Source organism: Methylophilus sp. TWE2 (genome assembly GCF_001183865.1).
Taxonomy (GTDB): Bacteria; Pseudomonadota; Gammaproteobacteria; order Burkholderiales; family Methylophilaceae; genus Methylophilus.
This window is the reverse complement of record NZ_CP012020.1, coordinates 76819-95430: the sequence shown is the minus strand read 5'-3', so window position 1 is coordinate 95430 and position 18612 is coordinate 76819. Positions and strand designations below refer to the sequence as shown.

Here is an 18612-nt window from a genome sequence, read left to right as displayed (position 1 = left end):
AAAACAGGTCGCCCTTTTAATGTAAGGAATCATCATACCTCAGTGATTGATCGCATTTATGAACACCTTACGCCACCCTTTCCTGAGTGCTAATAATAAAACCCATACGATGCTTGTCGCACTGGCGAGGAAAAAAATCGCGGACAAAGGCAGCAATGCTGGCGCTTGCGGCTGCAGCGCCAAGCTCTTTTTCAGCTGTTCAGGTAATGGATTTGGCGTCACCGGAATAACCTTCCACTGGCTTCTATCGGCCGGGGCCTGTTGCAAATATTGGGCAAAACTGTACACAGGCGCCAGACCAAACGCACGGCTAGAAGGAATCTGCGGAATACGGACAAAATAAAGTGCCTCTAATTGCCGGGGCATGGCTTGCATGGCGTCTGACGTTAGCGTATGTTGCTCGCCTGTTTTCGCGATATTGAGCAAATCATTGCCTATCGCATCAAACGCCACAGCCGGAAACAACCGCGTCATTTCGGTATTCAGGTAATCATAGATCGCCCGACCTTTTTGCAGGCTGCGTTCTGTAGCCGCCACATACCAGTAAGCTGCACTGGCCTTTAGGACACTTTCCACCCCACGCTCGGGCACTTGCCAGCCTAGCTGCCGCAGGGTGTCTATACTCATACCGGCACAATTTTCCAATGCATGGTCGTATACCAGGTCATTGTGATGAAAATGTTGCATGACTCGATTACTTAGCGCCTGGATTTGTCTAGGGATATCAGGCTGGCTGAACACGGCCACCAGCATATAAGACGGCCGGTAAAAAGCCTGTCCGCTATTGAGGTCCCCCATATATTTATCAAAAGGCGTCACCCCGGCAATAATGCCTTTTTCACTATTTGTGGCCAGGTTGTAGTAATTATTCACCAGCCAGGTTCCGTACTCGCCCTGCGCACCCACCACGCCAGTAGCCAGGGCAAAGTGTCCCCCATGCGCTTCATCATCATCGCCCTGGGCGCCATTGAGCAAAATGCCTAAGGCGGTTTTTCCTGCCGAGCGTTGCCCCACACCGGGTGACCTCTCCCATAACAACCTGCTTTGGTATGGGCTGCGGGCGCCGCCATTGGAAAACTGTACCAGTGATTGCAAGGTTTCACCGCGTTGCAGTGGTTGCTGACCATCAGTCAAATCTAGCTTGAAGGTGTGTGGCCAGAATGTACGTGCAACCAGGGTTGTACCTTCTAATTCACCGCGAATGGAAACCTTAGATCGGCTGAGGAATTCGCTGGTATCTGCGTTCCAGTATGCATGGTTGCTGGCAATCTTGGGGACCAGCTTGAGATTAAAACGCTGACCTTGCTCAGTCGTGACTTCCGTGGCTGCCGCATTGAGCGTCACCTGCGGCCAATATTGGCTGGACCCTGTCCATACCAGTTCAGGCAACGCTTCCGGATTAAGGGCCTGGATATCTTCAGCACCCCGCTTGCTGGACTCTATTTTAGAAACCGGCACTCCTGGTTTAGGCACGGCAAACGTCTCATGGCGGAAATACCATAAAGTTTGTGGCAAGGTCTGGCATTGCGGGCACACACCTTCTACTGTCTGTAATTGCGCTTGCGGATACATTCCCAAAGCATCCACCGCTGGCTGGCCCTCTACGAACGACGAAATCAGGCCGAGGCCAACCCCAAACAGTCGTCGCATCATTAGCCTCTAAAACCCATCAGATAATCACGCACGCTGTACCAATATTCCGGCTGGCGCAAGCATAGATATATCGCCACCAGCAGATTCGATGCAGCTGTGATGGCAAATAATTGCGGGATAGTGACACCCATGCCAAATAACATCACCGAAAAGCCGGCAGAAAGCACCATAAACAAGGCATTCATAATGTTATTTGCTGCGATGACACGGGATTGATAACCTGTTTCAGCACGGCTTTGCAGCAATACATACAGAGGCACAATATACAGGCCGCCACTGATCCCCAGACATGCCACATCCAGCAACATATGCCAATAATCCAGCCCAGCCAGTGTATGTAAAGTCAGTGCTGGATTGGCAAGCAGCTGTTGCTGGATATTTTGGGTGACGCTGGCAAAATCCCAAGTGAAGAGTGACATGCCCAGTGCTCCCAGCATGACCAGCCCCAACTCCTGCTTGCCCTTGGAGAGCTTTTCACACCAGACCGAACCCACGCCCACGCCCACTGAAAAAATTGAGAGCAGGCTGATAAAGTCACGCTCGCTGCCTTGCAGCACATGCTTGGCCAGATTAGGGAATTGCGCCAGCAATGTAGCTCCAAAAAACCAGAACCATGAAATCGCCACAATCGCTACCCACAAGGTTTGTTGCGCCCAGAAGGTGCGTACATTCTTGATCGTTTCAGTGATGGGGTTCCAGTTAATCTTGATTTCCGGCACTGGTGCCGGAGACAACGGGATCCCTCGACTCAAGTGGTAGCCTGACACAGCAATCAATAACACGCTCAGGCTGGTGAACAAGGCATGCTGCTCCAGACTGCCTAGCCATGCACCCAGCACCTGTCCCAGCAGAATGGCAACAAAGCTGCCCATTTCCACCAGGCCGTTACCTGCCGTGAGTTCACCGGGTTGTAAGTGCTGCGGCAAATAGGAATATTTCACCGGGCCAAACAAAGTGGAGTGTAAGCCCATCAAAAACAGCGCCAGTGCCAGCATCAACAGGCTGCGACTTAAAAAGCCTATGCTGGCAAACAGCATGATGCAAATCTCCAGTATTTTCACCAAGCGGATAATTTGCGATTTTTCATATTTATCTGCCAGCTGGCCGGCCGAGGCCGAAAACAGGAAGAACGGCAAAATAAACAGACCTGGCAGCAGGGTCGCCAAGGTAGCGCCATCCATCGTCGTCAGGCTGGCAGTATTAAAAGCCACTTGCGTAATCAATGCGGTTTTAAACACATTGTCATTAAAGGCACCCAGGCCTTGAGTCCAGAAAAAAGGGGCAAACCTTTGCTGGCGAAGAAGATTGAATGGATTGCTCATGCTGCTTTTTCCGCCATTTGTTTCAAAGTGACATAATCGGTTTTGCCCGTCCCCAATAATGGAATTTCTTCCACATGAACCAGTTTTCTGGCAATAGCAATTTCTGGCGCACCAAAATTCTTGGCAACCACCTGTAAATCATCCCGTTTCAGTTTTGAGTCTGTTGTAAACAAGACGATGTTTTCACCACGGTTCGCATCGGTTTGTGTGGTCGCCGCATGTTGATGGTCTGGCGCCGCGGTATTAGCAATCTTCTCAACAGTTTCTAACGAAACCATTTCTCCAGCCACTTTGGCAAAACGCTTTACGCGGCCTTTAATATGAATAAAGCCTTCCTCATCAATGTCGACCACATCACCAGTGTTGTACCAGCCACCCTCCGGTGGCACCAATACGCCTGGCTGGTCGTATAAATAATAGCCTTGCATGATATTGTCGCCTTTCACATGCAACACGCCACCATTCTCAATGCCCGGCACGGGTTCCAGTTTGCATTCGATGCCAGGGAATAACTGACCCACCGTCCCGTTTTTATTGGCCATCGGTGTATTGGCAGAAATCACAGGGGCACATTCGGTAGCGCCATAGCCTTCCAGGATGCGAATGCCAAATTTCTCTTGGTACACCTTGCGCACCTCTTCATTCAGCTTTTCAGCACCGGCCACCACCATGCGCAGCTTATAAAAATCATACGGATGGGCAAACCTGGCATAACTGGCCAGGAAAGTACTGGTGGAGATCAATATCGTACAACCATGGTCATAAATCACTTCCGGAATCACTTTGTATTGCAATGGCGAAGGGAACAGCAGGATATGCACGCCATTCAGCAATGCGAGCAGGGAACAGGTATAGCCAAACGCATGGAACAGCGGCAAGGACATCAGCAATTTGTCTGTTGGATTAAAGTCCAGCATGGCGATGGTCTGATGTATATTCGACAGGATGCTTTTATGGCTGTGCACCACCCCTTTAGGTTTTCCTTCTGATCCGGAGGTGAACAATATCACCAACGTGTCTTCAGACTGGGCAGGCTTCATGACCAACCGCGGAAAGCGTAATGCATAAGCCATCAACCAGAGCTTATCAACCACGCCAAACTGCTGTCTCAAGTCCTCCAGATAAACGATCTTCAGGTTTTTTAACTGCGCGACGACCTCTACCAGCTTGGCGGTTTCAAGAAATTTGCGAGAGGTAATGACGGTACGAATGTTCGCGGCAATACAGGCATTCTGCATACCTGCGGTACCCGACGTGTAATTGAGCATGGCTGGAATGCGTTTGAACGCCGACATCCCGAGAATCAACGCCAGGGTATTGGTGACATTCGGCATTAATACACCAACTGCTTCACCAGACTGACTGACCTTGCAGGCAATACGTCCGAGCGCGAGGCTTCGTTTTAAAACCTCCTGATAAGTGTCTTCCACTTCGTTCATATCCTCAATGATTGGGCTGCTGGCACCAAATTTATTGCGGCTATCGAGAAAAGCTTCAAACAGGGTTTTTCCCTGCTGAGTTTTAAACAGCATGTGCTGCATGATGTTGCGCATGGCTTCACCCGCCAGACGACGCTTCTGCTTCGCAGTGAGCGGTCTGTCTGCTGGCTCTTCAATATTGATTTCCGTCGTGGGCATCACGGTCAACGTGACATGCGGCAATAACTTGCGCGGATGACCTTCAGACAATCTGCCAAAATAGGATTGCGCCGCGCCTTCCACGCGAACAGGCAGGATTTTCACATTGGTTTTGGCGGCCACAAAACCAGGTCCGTCATACACCTTCATCAAGGCCCCGGTTAATGTGATGCGTCCTTCGGGGAATATCACGACATTTTCACCCGCATTAAGATGCTGAATGACTTTTTTCATTGCCAACGGACTACGCGGATCCACGCCTAAATGGGGGGTCAATTTCAGAATCCAGCGGAAGAAAAAATTTTCCAGCACCTCATTGTGCACCACAAAAGTGGCTCGCTTGGGCAGAAACAGCCCCAGCAACAATCCGTCCAGCAATGACTCGTGATTGGCAATAATCAGCAACCTGTCTTCAGCAGGAACATTCTCCAGTCCGCTGACACGTACGCGGAACAGTAAACGGCATAATCCTCTTAATATACTTACCAGCATTGTTTCCTCTCCGTCTCAACTCTCTTTTTTATATGTCTTCTTTAATATAATTGATCACATTTTGTAGCGCCTGCTGCATGAATGGCTTATTCACCCAAAAATACACTTCGCGGCCAATTTTTTCACTTTGCAAGGCCCCGCCCCGCTCTAACACCTTTAAATGATGCGTCACTGCGGTACGGCTCAACTGCGAACCTTCAACAATTTGCAGGATAGTGAGCCGCTCGTCCTTATCAAAAGACAGCAGAATCCGTTGCCGGTGCGCATCACCTAGCGCGACGAACAACTCGGAAATTTGACTCCAGGGCTCTGGAATTTGGATGATTGTTTTCATATAACTAAATAATTAGTTATTTAGTTTATTTTGTCAAGCACCTTATTCATTAAAAAATATTTAGTCCATTCATAATCCGGGTTTCATTAAACCATCATTTTGCCGGAGACACTGAGCGCTAGACTGTGTGAAAACTCAAACAAAATCATCAGGGATATCAAATGTTACGACTCACCGCGCTCATCTCATGGATGACCTTCATGCCTTTGGCAGCCCAGGCCAACACTACTATGATCAGCCTTGCCAGCAGCACTTGCAGTGGCGCGATGTCTATCTCATCGCTGTCGGGCGCTTCCCTCAGTTGCGCGGGCAACCTGAGCTTGAATGGCGGATGGATAGACTCTGACGCTAGCATCTTCATTCACGCAGCCGGGGATTTGCTGCTTGAGAATCTTAATTTGAATGCGCCTGAGATTTCGATTTCGACGATCCAAGGGGGGATTCAAGTCGCGAGCACTGTGAACATTCAGTCTATCCAAAATCAGGCCAATAGGGGTGAGCCATTGCTTATTGGTTGGCAACCGGTTAAACGAGATATCATCTGGAGCAGTTTTAACCTTGGCGTCAGCCCGGGTAGTAATATTCAAATCAGCTCACCGAGCACCAATAGCAATGCGATGAACCCTCCAACAGGGGGTGGAAGCATTTATGTGATGAATACTAACGGGATTGTATTTTCGAATGCGAGTATTAGCATCGGAAATTTAACCACTACTGGATCTATCACTCTCAACAACTCAATCAGCGTTTCATCCGTCCCAGAGGCGAACACAAGCGCAATGCTTTTACTAGGCTTGGGGTTTCTGGCCTTCAGACGAAAAACGTATTGATCCACAAGCGCGGAAAAGCACTTTAAGCCTGGAGATGGCTTTTTAATAACTCCAGCATGGCGGTATCTCCAGAAACACCACTGCAATACACCGTCAGCTTTGCGGCTTTGGCCTGCTCGGCAATCCGCGCATGATTGACAAATAAAGGGGTGGCTTTCAGCCATGCAGCAACCTGAGCCAGATCTAGGAGAAAGCGCAAAGCCTCACTACTGGTCACGACGATGGCCTGCAATTTGCCTTCATCATAAGCCTGCGCCAGCACTTGTGCACTGCTTTGCGGATTGACGCGGCGGTAACATTCGCCAAACACGACATCGGCCCCTCGTTGTTTCAAGGTCTCGGCCAGCACTTCGCGCCCGCCTACCCCGCGCACAATCAACACACGCTGGCCTTGCATCTGTTGCAATGCTGGCAGCGCCAGCAACGCCTCGCTGTCAAACCGCTCCGAAGGGGTCAATATTTCTGTAACACCAAATCCTTGCAGGCTGGCTGCAGTGGTCGGGCCGATGGCTGCAAATTTTAATTGCGCTGGAATGCCTGCTTGTTGCAGCAAGGGCATGCCATGCTGTACAGCATTGCTACTGATAAAGATCACCCAGTCAAACTGGCTGAGTGGCGCGATGGCGGCATGAAAGGCCGACAAATCCTGTAAGCCTTGAATATCCAGTAACGGAAATGAAATGACTTGTCCGCCCTCTGCCGTAATAGCAGCTGTCAGCCTGCTCGCCTGCTCGGGTGGCCGTGTGACGGCGATATGCACGCCAGCCAGGCCCCCCGTTGGAGAAGAGGTCATTTCACGCCGTCCAGCTCAGCCAGAATCTTATCCGCTCCACGTGAGATAAGCTGCTGCGCCAATTGCTGGCCCAGTTTTTCTGCCTCAACCGCATTGCCAGTCACTGTTTCCTTGAGCATCTGCTTGCCATCCACGCTGGCGACAAATCCTTGCATGGTGATGGTGTCGCCCTGCTTGGTGGCATAAGCCCCCAGCGGCACCGTGCAACTGCCCGCCAATGCACGGCTAAAGCCACGTTCAGCTTCCACGCACAATTGGGTATCCACATGATTGAGCGGTGCCAACACCTGAATCAGGTCATTGCGGCGGGCATTGATTTCAATGCCCAGCGCACCCTGACCCACCGCTGGAATACTGTCTGCCGGGTCGATAAACCCTTTGATGCGGTCACCTAACTCCAGACGGATCAGCCCCGCCGCGGCCAGGATAATGGCCGCATATTGGCCTTCGTCCAGTTTGCGCAACCGGGTTTGCACATTGCCGCGCAAGGATTCAATTTTTAAATGCGGAAAACGGGCCTGAATCTGGCTTTGGCGGCGCAGGCTGGAGGTGCCCACCACGCTGCCTTCGGGCAGTTCTTCGAGGCTGGTATAACTATTGGAGACAAATGCATCACGTGGATCCTCTCGTTCCCCGGTCGCGGCCAGCGTGAATCCCTCCGGCAAATGCATGGGCACATCTTTCATGCTGTGTACAGCCAAGTCGGCGCGGCCGTCAGCCAGTGCACTCTCAAGCTCTTTAACAAACAGGCCTTTGCCGCCAATGCGTGACAACGGGGAATCCAGGATCTGGTCACCTGTGGTCGTCATGCCTAAAATGCTGACGTCACATTGTGGATAGAAGGCTTGTAACCGTGCCTGGATGTGCTTGGCCTGCCACATGGCAAGCGCACTTTCTCTAGAGGCAATTACAAGCTTGGCTGGAGGGTTAAATGTACTCACAACGGTCTTACCTTTGATGAATTTAGCACGGCATTTTAACACGGCATCGCCCCACTTCTGCGCCTGTTACATGGCCACACCGCGATCATTCCCAAGGTGAACCTTTTGCTCCCCAAAACAGTCATCTTGAGTTATGCTGACAAAAAACAGCAATCCAGAAGTGGCTAGAAAAGTCACTGTTCAATGATAAAAATGGAGGAACTATCCATGCAATACCAAATCGACATTTTCCTTTCTTCACTGAATCAATTCTGGGTCGAATTAGTCCATTTTGTGCCCAAATTACTCGCTGCCATCGTCATCCTGTTTTTTGGCTGGCTGGTGGCAAAAGCCGTCAGGCTAGGTGTGAAGCGTATTCTTGAACTGACGCACTTTGATACTTTTGCGAAAAGCTCCGGCCTCGAAGCGTTTATGCGCAGCGCCAATTACAAAGTGACACTGAGCGGTATTATCAGTGAAGTACTCTATTGGCTGGTAATTTTGCTGTTCGTCATCACTTGCGCCAATTCCCTGGGCCTTAACGAAGTCGCAGCACTCTTGAAAGAACTGGCCAGCTACCTGCCGCACATTATTGTGGCGATTCTGGTAGTGATTTTTGGTACCCTGTTCGCCCGTTTCATCAACCGCCTAGTATTTGCCTGGTTGCATAGCATCAAGTTTGAACAGGCATTGATCATCAGTACTTCTGCCGAATACTGTATCCAGATATTGGCGATTTTCATTGCACTGGAACAACTGGGCATAGGCATGCAGCTGATCCACTCCCTGTTTGTGATTGTGTTTGGTGCGGTGTTTTTGGCATTGGCGATTGCTTTTGGACTCGGGGGGCGCGACTGGGCAGCCAAGGTGATTGATCAAGCGCAAAAGAAAAAGTAAATAGTAAAAAAGGCCACCTAGGTGGCCTTAATCATATACTGATGACGGCGACTGACCACCAGCGTCTCCGGGATATCCTTGATCAATACCACCCACACCGCATCACCTGCATCCTCGCCTTCCGCAACCCTTTGCTTTTCAAATCCGCGAATCGCATCACGCGCCACCAGTGCGTTACGGTGTATACGCACAAATTTATCCGCATGGGTGTGCTCAAGCTGGGTAAGTGAGGTTTCGAGCAAATAGCTTTTTTCGCGGGTGCGTACAGTCACATATTTCAACTCTGCACGAAAATAAAGCACGTCCTCCACCGGGATCAGCAGCACTTTGCCGCGCTCTTGTATGCTCAAATGGTCATGCGTTTGCTGTAACGACTGCAACACCTGTGACTGTTTGAGCTGTAAAGGCCGTGCTTTGGCTAACGCCGCTGCCAGCCGCTCACTGCGTATGGGTTTGAGCAAATAATCAATGGCATTGAGGTCAAATGCCTGCACAGCATAGTGATCATAGGCCGTGGTAAAAATCAGATTGGGGGGCTGCGCCAACTGGCGCAAATGTTGTGCGAACTCGATGCCATCCATGACGGGCATGCGGATATCCACCAGCGCAATATCCACAGTGCCTTGCTGCAATAGCGCCAATGCTTCAACACCATTAGCAGCTTCGCCCGCCACGTCATAACCGCCGACATCGCTCACCAGGTCACGCAAACGCTGCCTGGCCAATGGCTCATCGTCTACAATCAGCAAACGCTGCTTAGCCATGCACCACCTCAGACATTGGCCGTGTCGGGATCAGGATTTCGACAATATACCGCTGGTCGGCTTCATATTGCCTTAACTGCGCCTCGAGGTCGTAATGCAGGCGCAACCGCTCGCGGATATTTTTGAGCGCCATTTTATTGCCGCCAGATTTGTCACTGCGCGGAGAGAGCGGGTTGCTGATGCGCAACAGCAAACTCTTGCCGCTGGGCCTGATTTCAATATTAATGAGGCCACCTTGTGATTGCGGCTCAATACCATGATAGACCGCGTTTTCTAGCAACGGCTGCAAAATCAGGGGTGGGATCATCATCTCGGTCGGAACGTCATACAGCTGCCAGTCATATTGCAGGCGTTCATCCAGCCGCAGTTTTTCGATATTTAGGTATTGCTGGCACAAGGCAATTTCCTGCGACAACGGCACCAGGTCTCGGTTGTCGGCCATGAGCACACGAAACAGTTCAGCCATATCCTCCAGCGCGTTTTCGGCACGCTGTGGCTGGCTGCGTATGAGTGATAGCGCGGCATTGAGGCTATTAAACAGGAAATGTGGTCGGATACGTGCCTGCAAGGCCTGTAGCCGGGCCTCGGCAATCGCAGGGGAATAGGCGCGTTGCAATAAATCCAGGTAATACAAACACACCAGCACGTCTGCTACACATAGCAGCATCAATTGCCAAACTTGCGAGGTGGCTAATGGCGTAATCCAGCGATGATAGGCTAACGCGGAAAAAGCGGTCAGGCTGATCGCCAGCAGGAAAATACCCGCAAGCGCCCATCGGTAAGGCCAGCGGCTAAGATAAGGGTAAGCCAGCGTGAGTGCGCCCATCACTATTAACAGCGGTGGCGCCCACTGGCTGCCAATCTGAGCCAGGTCGTTGAGCCATAAAGACACATTCCAGCCAGACTGGCCGTCATACACCGTCAAGAACGCCAGCAGGCAAAGATGCAGCAACAGTACACGTAAGTGTATGCCCAGATTGCGGAAATTGGGAATGCGGCTAGTTTTACGCACAGCGTGATGTTCATTTATAATGTGGCTCCAGCATGATAAGTATTCAGCGCCTGTCGCGCAAGCCAGCCTTTTGGCAGAAAGAATTTTGTTTTGACCGCACCCAAATCGACAACCCAGTCTTCTTTGCATCAAAAGGACCAAGCCTGGTCCGGCCGCTTTAATGAGCCGGTGGCAGAACTGGTCAAGCGTTATACCGCCTCGGTGGATTTCGATAAACGCCTGGCCAAGTTCGATATCCAGGGTTCGATTGCCCACGCCACCATGCTGGGTGAGCAGGGCATTATCTCTGCGCAAGATGTGGAAGAGATCAAACGCGGCCTGGGTGAAATCCTGGCTGAAATTGAAGCCGGGCAATTTGAATGGCTGCTCGACCTTGAAGATGTACACCTGAATATTGAAAAACGCCTGACCGAGAAAATCGGTGATGCCGGCAAACGCCTGCATACTGGCCGCTCACGTAACGACCAGGTCGCGACCGATGTGCGCCTGTGGCTGCGTAGCGTGGTCGATGACAGCATTGCCGGTATCCGCGTCCTGCAAACCTCGCTACTGGATTTGGCTGAGCAACACGCCGCCACTATCATGCCTGGCTTTACCCATCTACAAGTGGCTCAGCCCGTCACGTTTGGCCACCACCTGATGGCCTATTTTGAAATGCTTAACCGCGATGCAGAGCGTTTTGCCGATGCACGCAAGCGTATCAACCGCCTGCCCTTAGGCGCCGCCGCACTGGCAGGCACCAGCTACCCAATCAAGCGTGAACTGGTTGCCGAGTTGCTAGGTTTTGACAGCGTATGCCAAAACTCGCTTGATGCCGTCTCCGACCGCGACTTTGCCATCGAATTTAATGCAGCCGCCTCGTTGTTGATGATGCACCTGTCACGTTTCTCTGAAGAACTGATTTTATGGATGAGCCCAAGATTCGGCTTTATTGATATCGCCGACCGTTTCTGTACCGGCTCCTCCATCATGCCGCAAAAGAAAAATCCGGACGTGCCCGAGCTGGTGCGCGGCAAAACCGGCCGCGTGTATGGCCATTTAATCGGCCTGCTGACCTTGATGAAAGGCCAGCCACTGGCCTATAACAAAGACAACCAGGAAGACAAAGAACCGCTGTTTGACGTGGCCGACACCTTGCTGGTGACCTTGCAGATTTACGCTGACATGCTGCGCGGCATCACCGTCAAGGCCGACAATATGCGCCAGGCCGCGCTCGAAGGCTTTGCCACAGCGACTGACCTCGCCGACTACCTGGTGAAAAAAGGCATGCCGTTCCGCGATGCACACGAAGTCGTCGCCCATGCCGTGAAAGCAGGCGTGGAATCTGGCCGTGACTTGGCCGAATTTAGCTTGGCCGAGTTACAAGCATTTAGCGCAACCATTACCGATGACGTATTTGAAGTGCTCACGCTGGAAGGCTCGGTCGCCAGCCGCAACCACACCGGCGGCACCGCCCCCGAACAAGTGCGCCGCGCCATTGCACAAGCCAGAGCAAAGTTAGGGCTCTGATGACTCCCCGCCATCCTCACCAATGGAATCTCAGATCATCCTTGGTGATGATGGCAGGCCTCATGATAGTCCTCGGCTTAGGGATCCGGCTGTTTAATCATCCCGTACAAGCCGCGTTTGGCATCGCCAACCCAAAGCAGGAACAATCCATGCTCTGGCCGCTACTCCCCGGTGAAAGCGTCAACAGCCTCGCCGCCAAACTCTACCCGCAAAGCCCGGTCCTGCAGCAACGCTTTGTGCAGCAATCACTTACCTTGAGTCGCAGCCGCGGCATCCTGCTCAAGGCTGACCAGGCGGCCAAATCCGCGCAACTCATCGCCGTGCCCAATGCGCAAACCCTGCATACCATCACCCACCGAATTAAAAAAGCCGATGAAGTCGATCCGCAAACCTTTGTCACACCCGGCCTGGTGATGAGCGTGCAACTCTCACAGGATTCGCAACAATCAGGCTGGCATTGGCCCAAGCTCACGCTGCCTGCACTGCACTTGCCAGAAGGGCTTTCTTTAAAAGGTTATTCTTTTTCTGCGGGGCATTTGGTGGACCGTATTGCGGCCGTAAAGGCACATTTAGTGGAGACCTATCAGGCGAATGCGCAGGCAATCGCAAAGACGCCGGTGAAAAGGCTTTATCAAACACCTCAGGTATTGGTGATTGTAGTGAGTGCGGTGTTATTGCTGGGATTGAGTTTGGTTTGGGGGATTTTGGAAGAACGGCGGGATAAGCGGTAAGTTTTTTGTAGTCTAACCAAATTAGTGCCACTCTTAATGCAGTAGATTAGTGAATTATTTATTTCGCCTTTAGGCGACCGTTCTTTCTAATGCTTGTCCATAAGAAAGAAGGCAAAGGACACCCTAGCTTCCGCTTATTTCCTGCGTTGCTCATCAAAATAAGCGCTCGCGAAACTCATCCTAGCGGCCTGCACAAATCTCAGGCCACCGCGGGATTCGGACAGCCGCTCGCTTCATCTTATTTTGCCTGCGCTACTCGGCGCGGCAGATAGGGGCCCGAAAACCCACTGAGCGCCACAGGAGTGTAGTCTTTAATTGCAACTGTTCAAATTTCAACAGTGTGACTTTGACGAGATAAATCCCATTCCATCACGCTGAGTAGCGGAAACAAAGTAAGGAAGAAGGGAACGACTGTCTGAGCTCCGCAACAAGCCACGAAGTGTGTGGCTTGTCAGGGCGAGTTTCGTGACCGCTTACTTTGTTGAGCAACGCAAGGCAGCCGTAAGGCCGTGATGGCTGGGGGCCCTCTTCTTTGGTTACTTTCTGTGGGGCAAGCAACAGAAAGTAACTCGCCGAGAGGCGAAAAAGAACCTTTATTAGTCAATAAAAATTCTGACTATGGCAAAAACATCCCCAATAACTCATTCAAAAACCGCTGCCCTTTGAATGTCGGTGCAATCACACCACTCTGCTCCGCCAACAACCCTTGTTGCTCTGCAGCCTGCAAGGTAGGCTGAATGGTCCTTAATGGCAATCCCGTCCGCTGCTGAAACAACCCAGCCTCAACGCCATCCACCAACCGCAACGCATTCATCATAAACTCAAACGCCAAGTCCTCGCGCCCAATCTGCCATTCACTATCCACCACCTGCCCGGTAGTGACCGCTTCGAGATACCGCTTGGGATGTTTATGCCGGCTCTGGCGGATAATCTTGTCATGAAAACTCAGCTTGGAATGCGCGCCTGCACCTATGCCCAAGTAGTCACCAAACGTCCAGTAATTCAGGTTGTGCTGACACTGCTGACCATGCTGGGCAAATGCTGAGGTTTCATAATGCTGGTAACCATTTGCAGCAAGTATCTTCTCGATTTCTTCCTGCATGGTGGCGCTGGTGTCGTCATCCGGCAAGCTCGGTGGTGTACGGTGAAACGGCGTGTTGGGTTCCAGCGTCAGGTGATAAAACGATAAATGCGCGGGTTTGATGGCGCATGCCGTTTCGGCGTCCTTTAAGGCATCTTCCAAACTTTGTTCTGGCAAGGCATAAATCACGTCCAGATTGACCTTGTCGAAGGTACTCATGGCCAGCTCGGCTGCGGCCAAGGCCTGGTCACGGTCATGAATGCGGCCCAAGGCTTTCAGATATTGCGGCTGAAAACTTTGAATACCCAGCGACACACGGTTGACGCCTGCTTCTTTGTAGCCCTTGAAGTTGGCAATATCCACCGTGCCTGGGTTGGCTTCCAGCGTCACTTCAGCGCCGTATTCTAGCGGCGTCAGCATACGCACATGGCTAAGTATCTTATCTATCGCTTCGGCAGAAAAAATGCTGGGCGTGCCGCCGCCAAAAAATACACTACGGATTTTGCGGCCCCACACCAATGGCGTGGCTTGCTCAAGGTCGGCGATTAAGGCATCCACATACGCCGCTTCGGGGATTTCCTGGCGCGCTTCGTGCGAGTTAAAGTCACAATACGGGCATTTGCGCACGCACCAGGGGATATGGATATACAGCGACAGCGGCGGTGGATTGGTGAGACCACTCAGCGTCACCTCGCCTTGCAAGGGCGCATCTTTCAGGCTATTGGCAGGATAAATCGGAATCATGGACGTATTTTACCTGACTCGCCCAAACCACATGCGGTTAAACACTTTGTAACAACGCCCTGGGGGGCCGGTTAAACTGGTGCCGCGCCACCAGCCACGCCGCAAACGGCACTAGCAATATGGCAGCCAGCAAGCCTTGCACGCTCAACCAGAGATTGAACTGGTAATCGATATGCAGCACCAGCGTCGCCAGGTAATAGGCTGCGATATTGGTAAACAGCATTGCCACCACACTGGCCAGCAGGCCTACACATAAAAATTCCACCAGCATCGCTAGCACGACCTGCTTTCTTGAGGCGCCGAGCACGCGCATCAGGGTGCTTTCACGCACGCGCTCTTCGCGGGTTGCCATCAAGGCAGCATATAACACGGCCACCCCGGCCAGCAGGCTAAAGCCAAATACAAACTCAATGGCGTAGCTCATTTTGCTGATCAGGCCCTGAAGCTGTTCCAGCACCGCCGCCACATTGATGATGGTTAAATTGGGGAATGTTCTGACGAGCTGGTTTAGCGCATCTTCCTTCCCCGCAGGCAGGTGGAAACTGGTGAGGTAATTGGCCGCGTAACCATCCAGCACTTTCGGCGGTGTCACCGCAAAAAAATTCACATGCATGCTGCTCCAATCCACTTTGCGCAGGCTGGAGATGGTCAGCGTCAGCGGTGTACCAGCCACATCATAAGTCAGCTGATCGCCGAGCTTGAGTTTTAAAGTATCTGCGAGGCCCTGCTCCAGCGACAACAAAGGCTTGCCTGCGTCATCTGCTCGCCACCACTGCCCGGCCACCAGTTCGTTGTCGGACTGCATCTCAGCCGCCCAGGATAAATTAAATTCGCGTTCTGCCAGTCGCTTGGCACGTTCATCTTCATAGTCGGCCACATTCAGCGGTTTGCCGTTCACTGATACCAGTCGTGCCCGCACCATAGGCAAAATTTCGGCATGGTCTATACCCTGCGCAGTAAGCAAAGCGTTGATGCCAGGCATTTGATCGGCCTGGATATTAATCACAAACCGGTTAGGTGCATCGGCAGGCAAGGAGGTTTGCCAGGTCTTGAGCAGGTCGTTACGCACAAAGGCCAATAGCAAGACCGCCATCAGGCCCATGCTCACGCCCACCACCTGCGCGACGGTCAGGGCCGGGCGGCGCCTTAAGCCCATTAACCCCAGCCGGATCACGCCGAAAGTTGCAGTTTGTTTAAACGTTGACTGTAGCAGCCGTATGCCCAGCCAGGCGAGCACACCGGCCACCATCACCAATGCCGCCAGTGCTGCCAATACAATCGCTGCCAGTTTGGCATCACCGGAATGCCAGAACACCAGCCCAGCCAGTACCAGAAATGCAGGTACAAACAACAAGCCGCTGCCACGCACATTGCCTTCTAGATCCTGGCGCAAAATGCGCAAGGCGGGCACGGCCCGCAAACGCATCAGTTGCGGCCACACCACCGTGAGCAAGGTGGCAAAGCCAGTGACCAGGCCTAACAAAACCGGCGTCCAGCCCGGGCTGGGCAAGGTCTCTAAAAACAGTCGTGCCGCGAGTATTGCCAGGCCATGTTGTGCCGCAAATCCCAGTACGCAACCGATCACGCTGCCCACCAACGCCAGCAGCAAAGTCTGATATAGCAGGATATTGGTGATCAGTGCTTTGGTCGCGCCAAAACAACGCATGAGCGCGTAGGTATCCAGGCTTTTTTGCACGTAAGGGATACTCGCCAGCAACATGGCGACCATGGCCAGAATCACGCCGACCATAGAAGCAATACCGAGAAACTGCTGCGCTTTATCCAGCGCACTGCGCATCTCTGGGCGGGCACTGCGGATATCATCCACCCGCTCTCCCCTCGCCAATTTTGGCTTCAGCCAATCAGCAAACTGGACGATTGAAGGGGTATCAGCACTTGCCACCAATAACTGATATTTGACCCGACTACCAAACTGAATCAGGCCGGTCGCCGCCACATCCGCGCTATTCATCAACAAGCGCGGCGCAATATTAAACATATCACCGCCACGTGAAGGCTCTTGCAGCAGCAAGGCGGCTACCTTGAGCTGGCTATTCCCCACGCTGACTTCATCGCCTAACTTGAGGTCCAGCTTTTTCGCCAGGCTGGGTTCCATCCAAACTGTGCCACGGGCGGGAATAGTATTGGCGGTTTTTTGCGCTTGCGGTGTCTGAGCATCACGAATCGTTAGTTTTCCTCGTAGCGGAAAGCCCTGCTCCACCGCCTTGATTTCGGCCAGCTCGTTGCGCTCCCCTTTCACCACCATGCTGGAGAATTCCAGCGCTTGCGAAGTCTGGTATTGCAGGCGCTGCGCTTCTGCGCGGTAAGTAGAGGGGAGCACATGGTCGGCATTCACCACCAAGTCAGCGCCCAGCAACACATTGCCTTGCGTTTGCATGCTCCTATGCAGCCGGTCGGTGAAAAAACTCACCGCTGTGGTCGCCGTCACCGCCAGAATCAAGGCAAACAGCAACACCCGTATTTCACCCGATGACCACAAACTGCGGCACTGGCGCCAGGCAATGGTAAGCACCAGCATTAATGCGCTCCCGCTGCCTGGTCAGCCAGGTTGATCTCGTGTAAGACGCCATGTTGCAAACTCAACACGCGCTGGCAGCGTTTTGCCAACTGCATATCGTGCGTCACCAATACCAGCGTCGTACCACTCTGTGCGTTTAAATCAAACAGCAACTTGATGATGGCCTCACCCGTCGTCACATCGAGATTGCCCGTCGGCTCATCGGCAAACAGAATCGCAGGCTTGGCGGCAAAGGCCCGCGCAATTGCCACCCGCTGCTGCTCCCCACCCGATAACTGTTTAGGGTAATGCGTCGCACGCGTCGCCAGGCCTACGCTCTCCAGTGCCGCCATGGCGATAGCATGCGCATCCGCACGGCCCGCCAACTGCAAAGGCAGCATCACGTTTTCAAACGCCGTCAATGAACCGAGCAATTGAAACGACTGAAACACAAAGCCCATGGTTCTGGCACGCATGGCGGCACGGCCATCTTCATCCATCTGGCCGATATCTTCACCCGTAATCAGGACTTTTCCGCTCGTTGCCGTGTCCAATCCGGCTAACAAGCCCAGCAATGTAGATTTCCCCGACCCCGAGCTGCCGATAATCGCCAGCCGCTCTCCCGGCGGCACCGCCAGATTCAAACCAGTCAAAATGGGGAGTGTTGTATCATTGCTGACAACCGATTTACTTAACGACACCGCTTCAACGGCATAAGGGATTTGCATTAATGATGTTCCGATTTCTTCATTTATTGATCGTGTTACCTGCTCTATTGTTCATCAGCTTAGCGATGGCAGAGGCCGCACCCAAACAAACGATTTTGTTCTTTGGTGATAGCTTATCCGCCGCCTATGGCATCCCCAAAGAACAAGGCTGGGTCAATTTAGTCGCACAACGTTTAAAAGACAACCAATTACCCTACGAAGTTGCCAACGCCAGCGTCAGCGGCGAAACCACCGCTGGTGGCCTCAGTCGCCTGCCCGCCGCCCTCAAACACTTTAAACCCAGTATCGTCGTCCTGGAACTAGGCGCAAATGATGGTCTTCGCGGTTTGCCGGTAGATGTGATGAAAAACAACCTGGAAAAAATGATTCAAGCCAGCAAGCAATCGAATGCGCAGGTCGTGTTGCTTGGCATGCTGATCCCGCCGAATTATGGCCCTAAATATACCAACGGTTTTAAAGCGGCTTTTCTGGATTTATCGGAAAAATACAAAACACCTTTTGTCCCGTTTTTTCTGGATGGAATCAGCGGACATGCTGATTTAGTGATTGAAGATGGTTTGCATCCTAATGTGAATGCGCAGAGGAGGATATTAGAAAATGTTTGGCCGACTTTAAAATCTTTGCTCATCAAAAATTCTAAATAGTTA

Annotated in this window: 16 protein-coding genes; 5 read left to right on the top strand and 11 right to left on the bottom strand. The window is 52.1% G+C overall.

The annotated features are described in order from the left end of the window. Positions 1-39 precede the first annotated feature (39 nt). The 4 genes from ACJ67_RS00440 to ACJ67_RS00425 are packed head-to-tail and all read right to left on the bottom strand — an operon-like array spanning position 40 to position 5438. Complete coding sequence (locus ACJ67_RS00440; RefSeq protein ID WP_231587206.1) at positions 40-1653, bottom strand: hypothetical protein; 1614 nt, start codon at positions 1651-1653, stop codon at positions 40-42. Then, the gene (locus ACJ67_RS00435) at positions 1653-2975 is read right to left on the bottom strand and encodes an MFS transporter (RefSeq protein ID WP_049637429.1); all 1323 of its coding nucleotides are present in this window, start codon (positions 2973-2975) and stop codon (positions 1653-1655) included. The genes ACJ67_RS00440 and ACJ67_RS00435 overlap by 1 nt, the downstream gene beginning before the upstream one ends. Beyond that, positions 2972-5104, bottom strand: a complete 2133-nt coding sequence (gene aas, locus ACJ67_RS00430) for a bifunctional acyl-ACP--phospholipid O-acyltransferase/long-chain-fatty-acid--ACP ligase (protein ID WP_049637428.1) — start codon at positions 5102-5104, stop codon at positions 2972-2974. The genes ACJ67_RS00435 and aas overlap by 4 nt, the downstream gene beginning before the upstream one ends. A 28-nt stretch (positions 5105-5132) precedes the next feature. Then, positions 5133-5438 (bottom strand): helix-turn-helix transcriptional regulator, encoded by a 306-nt coding sequence (locus ACJ67_RS00425; RefSeq protein ID WP_018985347.1) that lies wholly within the window; start codon positions 5436-5438, stop codon positions 5133-5135. 161 nt (positions 5439-5599) lie between these two features. Here ACJ67_RS00425 and ACJ67_RS00420 point away from each other — a divergent pair, with 161 nt between their 5' ends. Then, on the top strand, positions 5600-6268 hold the full coding sequence (locus tag ACJ67_RS00420; RefSeq protein ID WP_049637427.1) for a PEP-CTERM sorting domain-containing protein: 669 nt from the start codon (positions 5600-5602) through the stop codon (positions 6266-6268). 22 nt (positions 6269-6290) lie between these two features. On the opposite strand, the gene ACJ67_RS00415 is transcribed toward ACJ67_RS00420, so the two are convergent. Both ACJ67_RS00415 and hemC read right to left on the bottom strand, forming a co-directional pair. Next, positions 6291-7061: a uroporphyrinogen-III synthase gene (locus ACJ67_RS00415; protein WP_049637426.1), complete on the bottom strand. Its 771-nt coding sequence runs from the start codon at positions 7059-7061 to the stop codon at positions 6291-6293. Further along, complete coding sequence (gene hemC / locus ACJ67_RS00410; protein WP_156171611.1) at positions 7058-8002, bottom strand: hydroxymethylbilane synthase; 945 nt, start codon at positions 8000-8002, stop codon at positions 7058-7060. Before hemC ends, ACJ67_RS00415 begins: the two co-directional genes overlap by 4 nt. Before the next feature lie 207 nt (positions 8003-8209). On the opposite strand from hemC, the gene ACJ67_RS00405 reads away from it, so the two are divergent. Next, positions 8210-8878, top strand: a complete 669-nt coding sequence (locus ACJ67_RS00405) for a hypothetical protein (RefSeq protein ID WP_049637425.1) — start codon at positions 8210-8212, stop codon at positions 8876-8878. A gap of 17 nt (positions 8879-8895) precedes the next feature. Here ACJ67_RS00405 and ACJ67_RS00400 read toward each other — a convergent pair whose 3' ends face one another. Continuing rightward, on the bottom strand, positions 8896-9642 hold the full coding sequence (locus ACJ67_RS00400; RefSeq protein WP_049637424.1) for a LytTR family DNA-binding domain-containing protein: 747 nt from the start codon (positions 9640-9642) through the stop codon (positions 8896-8898). Then, a complete protein-coding gene (locus ACJ67_RS00395) occupies positions 9635-10654 on the bottom strand; it encodes a sensor histidine kinase (RefSeq protein ID WP_049637423.1) in 1020 nt (339 codons plus the stop codon). The genes ACJ67_RS00400 and ACJ67_RS00395 overlap by 8 nt, the downstream gene beginning before the upstream one ends. Positions 10655-10744: 90 nt before the next feature. On the opposite strand from ACJ67_RS00395, the gene argH reads away from it, so the two are divergent. Then, positions 10745-12163 (top strand): argininosuccinate lyase, encoded by a 1419-nt coding sequence (argH, locus tag ACJ67_RS00390; protein ID WP_049637422.1) that lies wholly within the window; start codon positions 10745-10747, stop codon positions 12161-12163. Positions 12164-12225: 62 nt separating this feature from the next. Next, positions 12226-12894: a hypothetical protein gene (locus tag ACJ67_RS00385; protein WP_049639685.1), complete on the top strand. Its 669-nt coding sequence runs from the start codon at positions 12226-12228 to the stop codon at positions 12892-12894. Between the two features lie 616 nt (positions 12895-13510). Here ACJ67_RS00385 and hemW read toward each other — a convergent pair. From hemW to ACJ67_RS00370, 3 genes are read right to left on the bottom strand one after another with little or no spacing between them, the layout of a single operon-like run. After that, the gene (hemW, locus tag ACJ67_RS00380) at positions 13511-14719 is read right to left on the bottom strand and encodes a radical SAM family heme chaperone HemW (RefSeq protein ID WP_049637421.1); all 1209 of its coding nucleotides are present in this window, start codon (positions 14717-14719) and stop codon (positions 13511-13513) included. 37 nt (positions 14720-14756) lie between these two features. Then, positions 14757-17258: an ABC transporter permease gene (locus ACJ67_RS00375; protein ID WP_049637420.1), complete on the bottom strand. Its 2502-nt coding sequence runs from the start codon at positions 17256-17258 to the stop codon at positions 14757-14759. Continuing rightward, on the bottom strand, positions 17258-17965 hold the full coding sequence (locus ACJ67_RS00370) for an ABC transporter ATP-binding protein (RefSeq protein WP_049637419.1): 708 nt from the start codon (positions 17963-17965) through the stop codon (positions 17258-17260). The genes ACJ67_RS00375 and ACJ67_RS00370 overlap by 1 nt, the downstream gene beginning before the upstream one ends. Before the next feature lie 2 nt (positions 17966-17967). On the opposite strand from ACJ67_RS00370, the gene ACJ67_RS00365 reads away from it, so the two are divergent. Then, positions 17968-18609, top strand: coding sequence for an arylesterase (locus tag ACJ67_RS00365; RefSeq protein WP_049637418.1), 642 nt, complete (start codon positions 17968-17970; stop codon positions 18607-18609). The last annotated feature ends 3 nt before the right edge of the window (positions 18610-18612 follow it).

Bases quoted from the DNA above. Each gene is read 5' to 3' on its own strand.
- ACJ67_RS00440 (WP_231587206.1), bottom strand. From the start codon at position 1,653: ATGATGCGACGACTGTTTGGGGTTGGCCTCGGCCTGATTTCGTCGTTC.
- ACJ67_RS00435 (WP_049637429.1), bottom strand. From the start codon at position 2,975: ATGAGCAATCCATTCAATCTTCTTCGCCAGCAAAGGTTTGCCCCTTTT.
- aas (WP_049637428.1), bottom strand. From the start codon at position 5,104: ATGCTGGTAAGTATATTAAGAGGATTATGCCGTTTACTGTTCCGCGTA.
- ACJ67_RS00425 (WP_018985347.1), bottom strand. From the start codon at position 5,438: ATGAAAACAATCATCCAAATTCCAGAGCCCTGGAGTCAAATTTCCGAG.
- ACJ67_RS00420 (WP_049637427.1), top strand. From the start codon at position 5,600: ATGTTACGACTCACCGCGCTCATCTCATGGATGACCTTCATGCCTTTG.
- ACJ67_RS00415 (WP_049637426.1), bottom strand. From the start codon at position 7,061: ATGACCTCTTCTCCAACGGGGGGCCTGGCTGGCGTGCATATCGCCGTC.
- ACJ67_RS00405 (WP_049637425.1), top strand. From the start codon at position 8,210: ATGCAATACCAAATCGACATTTTCCTTTCTTCACTGAATCAATTCTGG.
- ACJ67_RS00400 (WP_049637424.1), bottom strand. From the start codon at position 9,642: ATGGCTAAGCAGCGTTTGCTGATTGTAGACGATGAGCCATTGGCCAGG.
- ACJ67_RS00385 (WP_049639685.1), top strand. From the start codon at position 12,226: ATGATAGTCCTCGGCTTAGGGATCCGGCTGTTTAATCATCCCGTACAA.
- hemW (WP_049637421.1), bottom strand. From the start codon at position 14,719: ATGATTCCGATTTATCCTGCCAATAGCCTGAAAGATGCGCCCTTGCAA.
- ACJ67_RS00375 (WP_049637420.1), bottom strand. From the start codon at position 17,258: ATGCTGGTGCTTACCATTGCCTGGCGCCAGTGCCGCAGTTTGTGGTCA.
- ACJ67_RS00370 (WP_049637419.1), bottom strand. From the start codon at position 17,965: ATGCAAATCCCTTATGCCGTTGAAGCGGTGTCGTTAAGTAAATCGGTT.
- ACJ67_RS00365 (WP_049637418.1), top strand. From the start codon at position 17,968: ATGATGTTCCGATTTCTTCATTTATTGATCGTGTTACCTGCTCTATTG.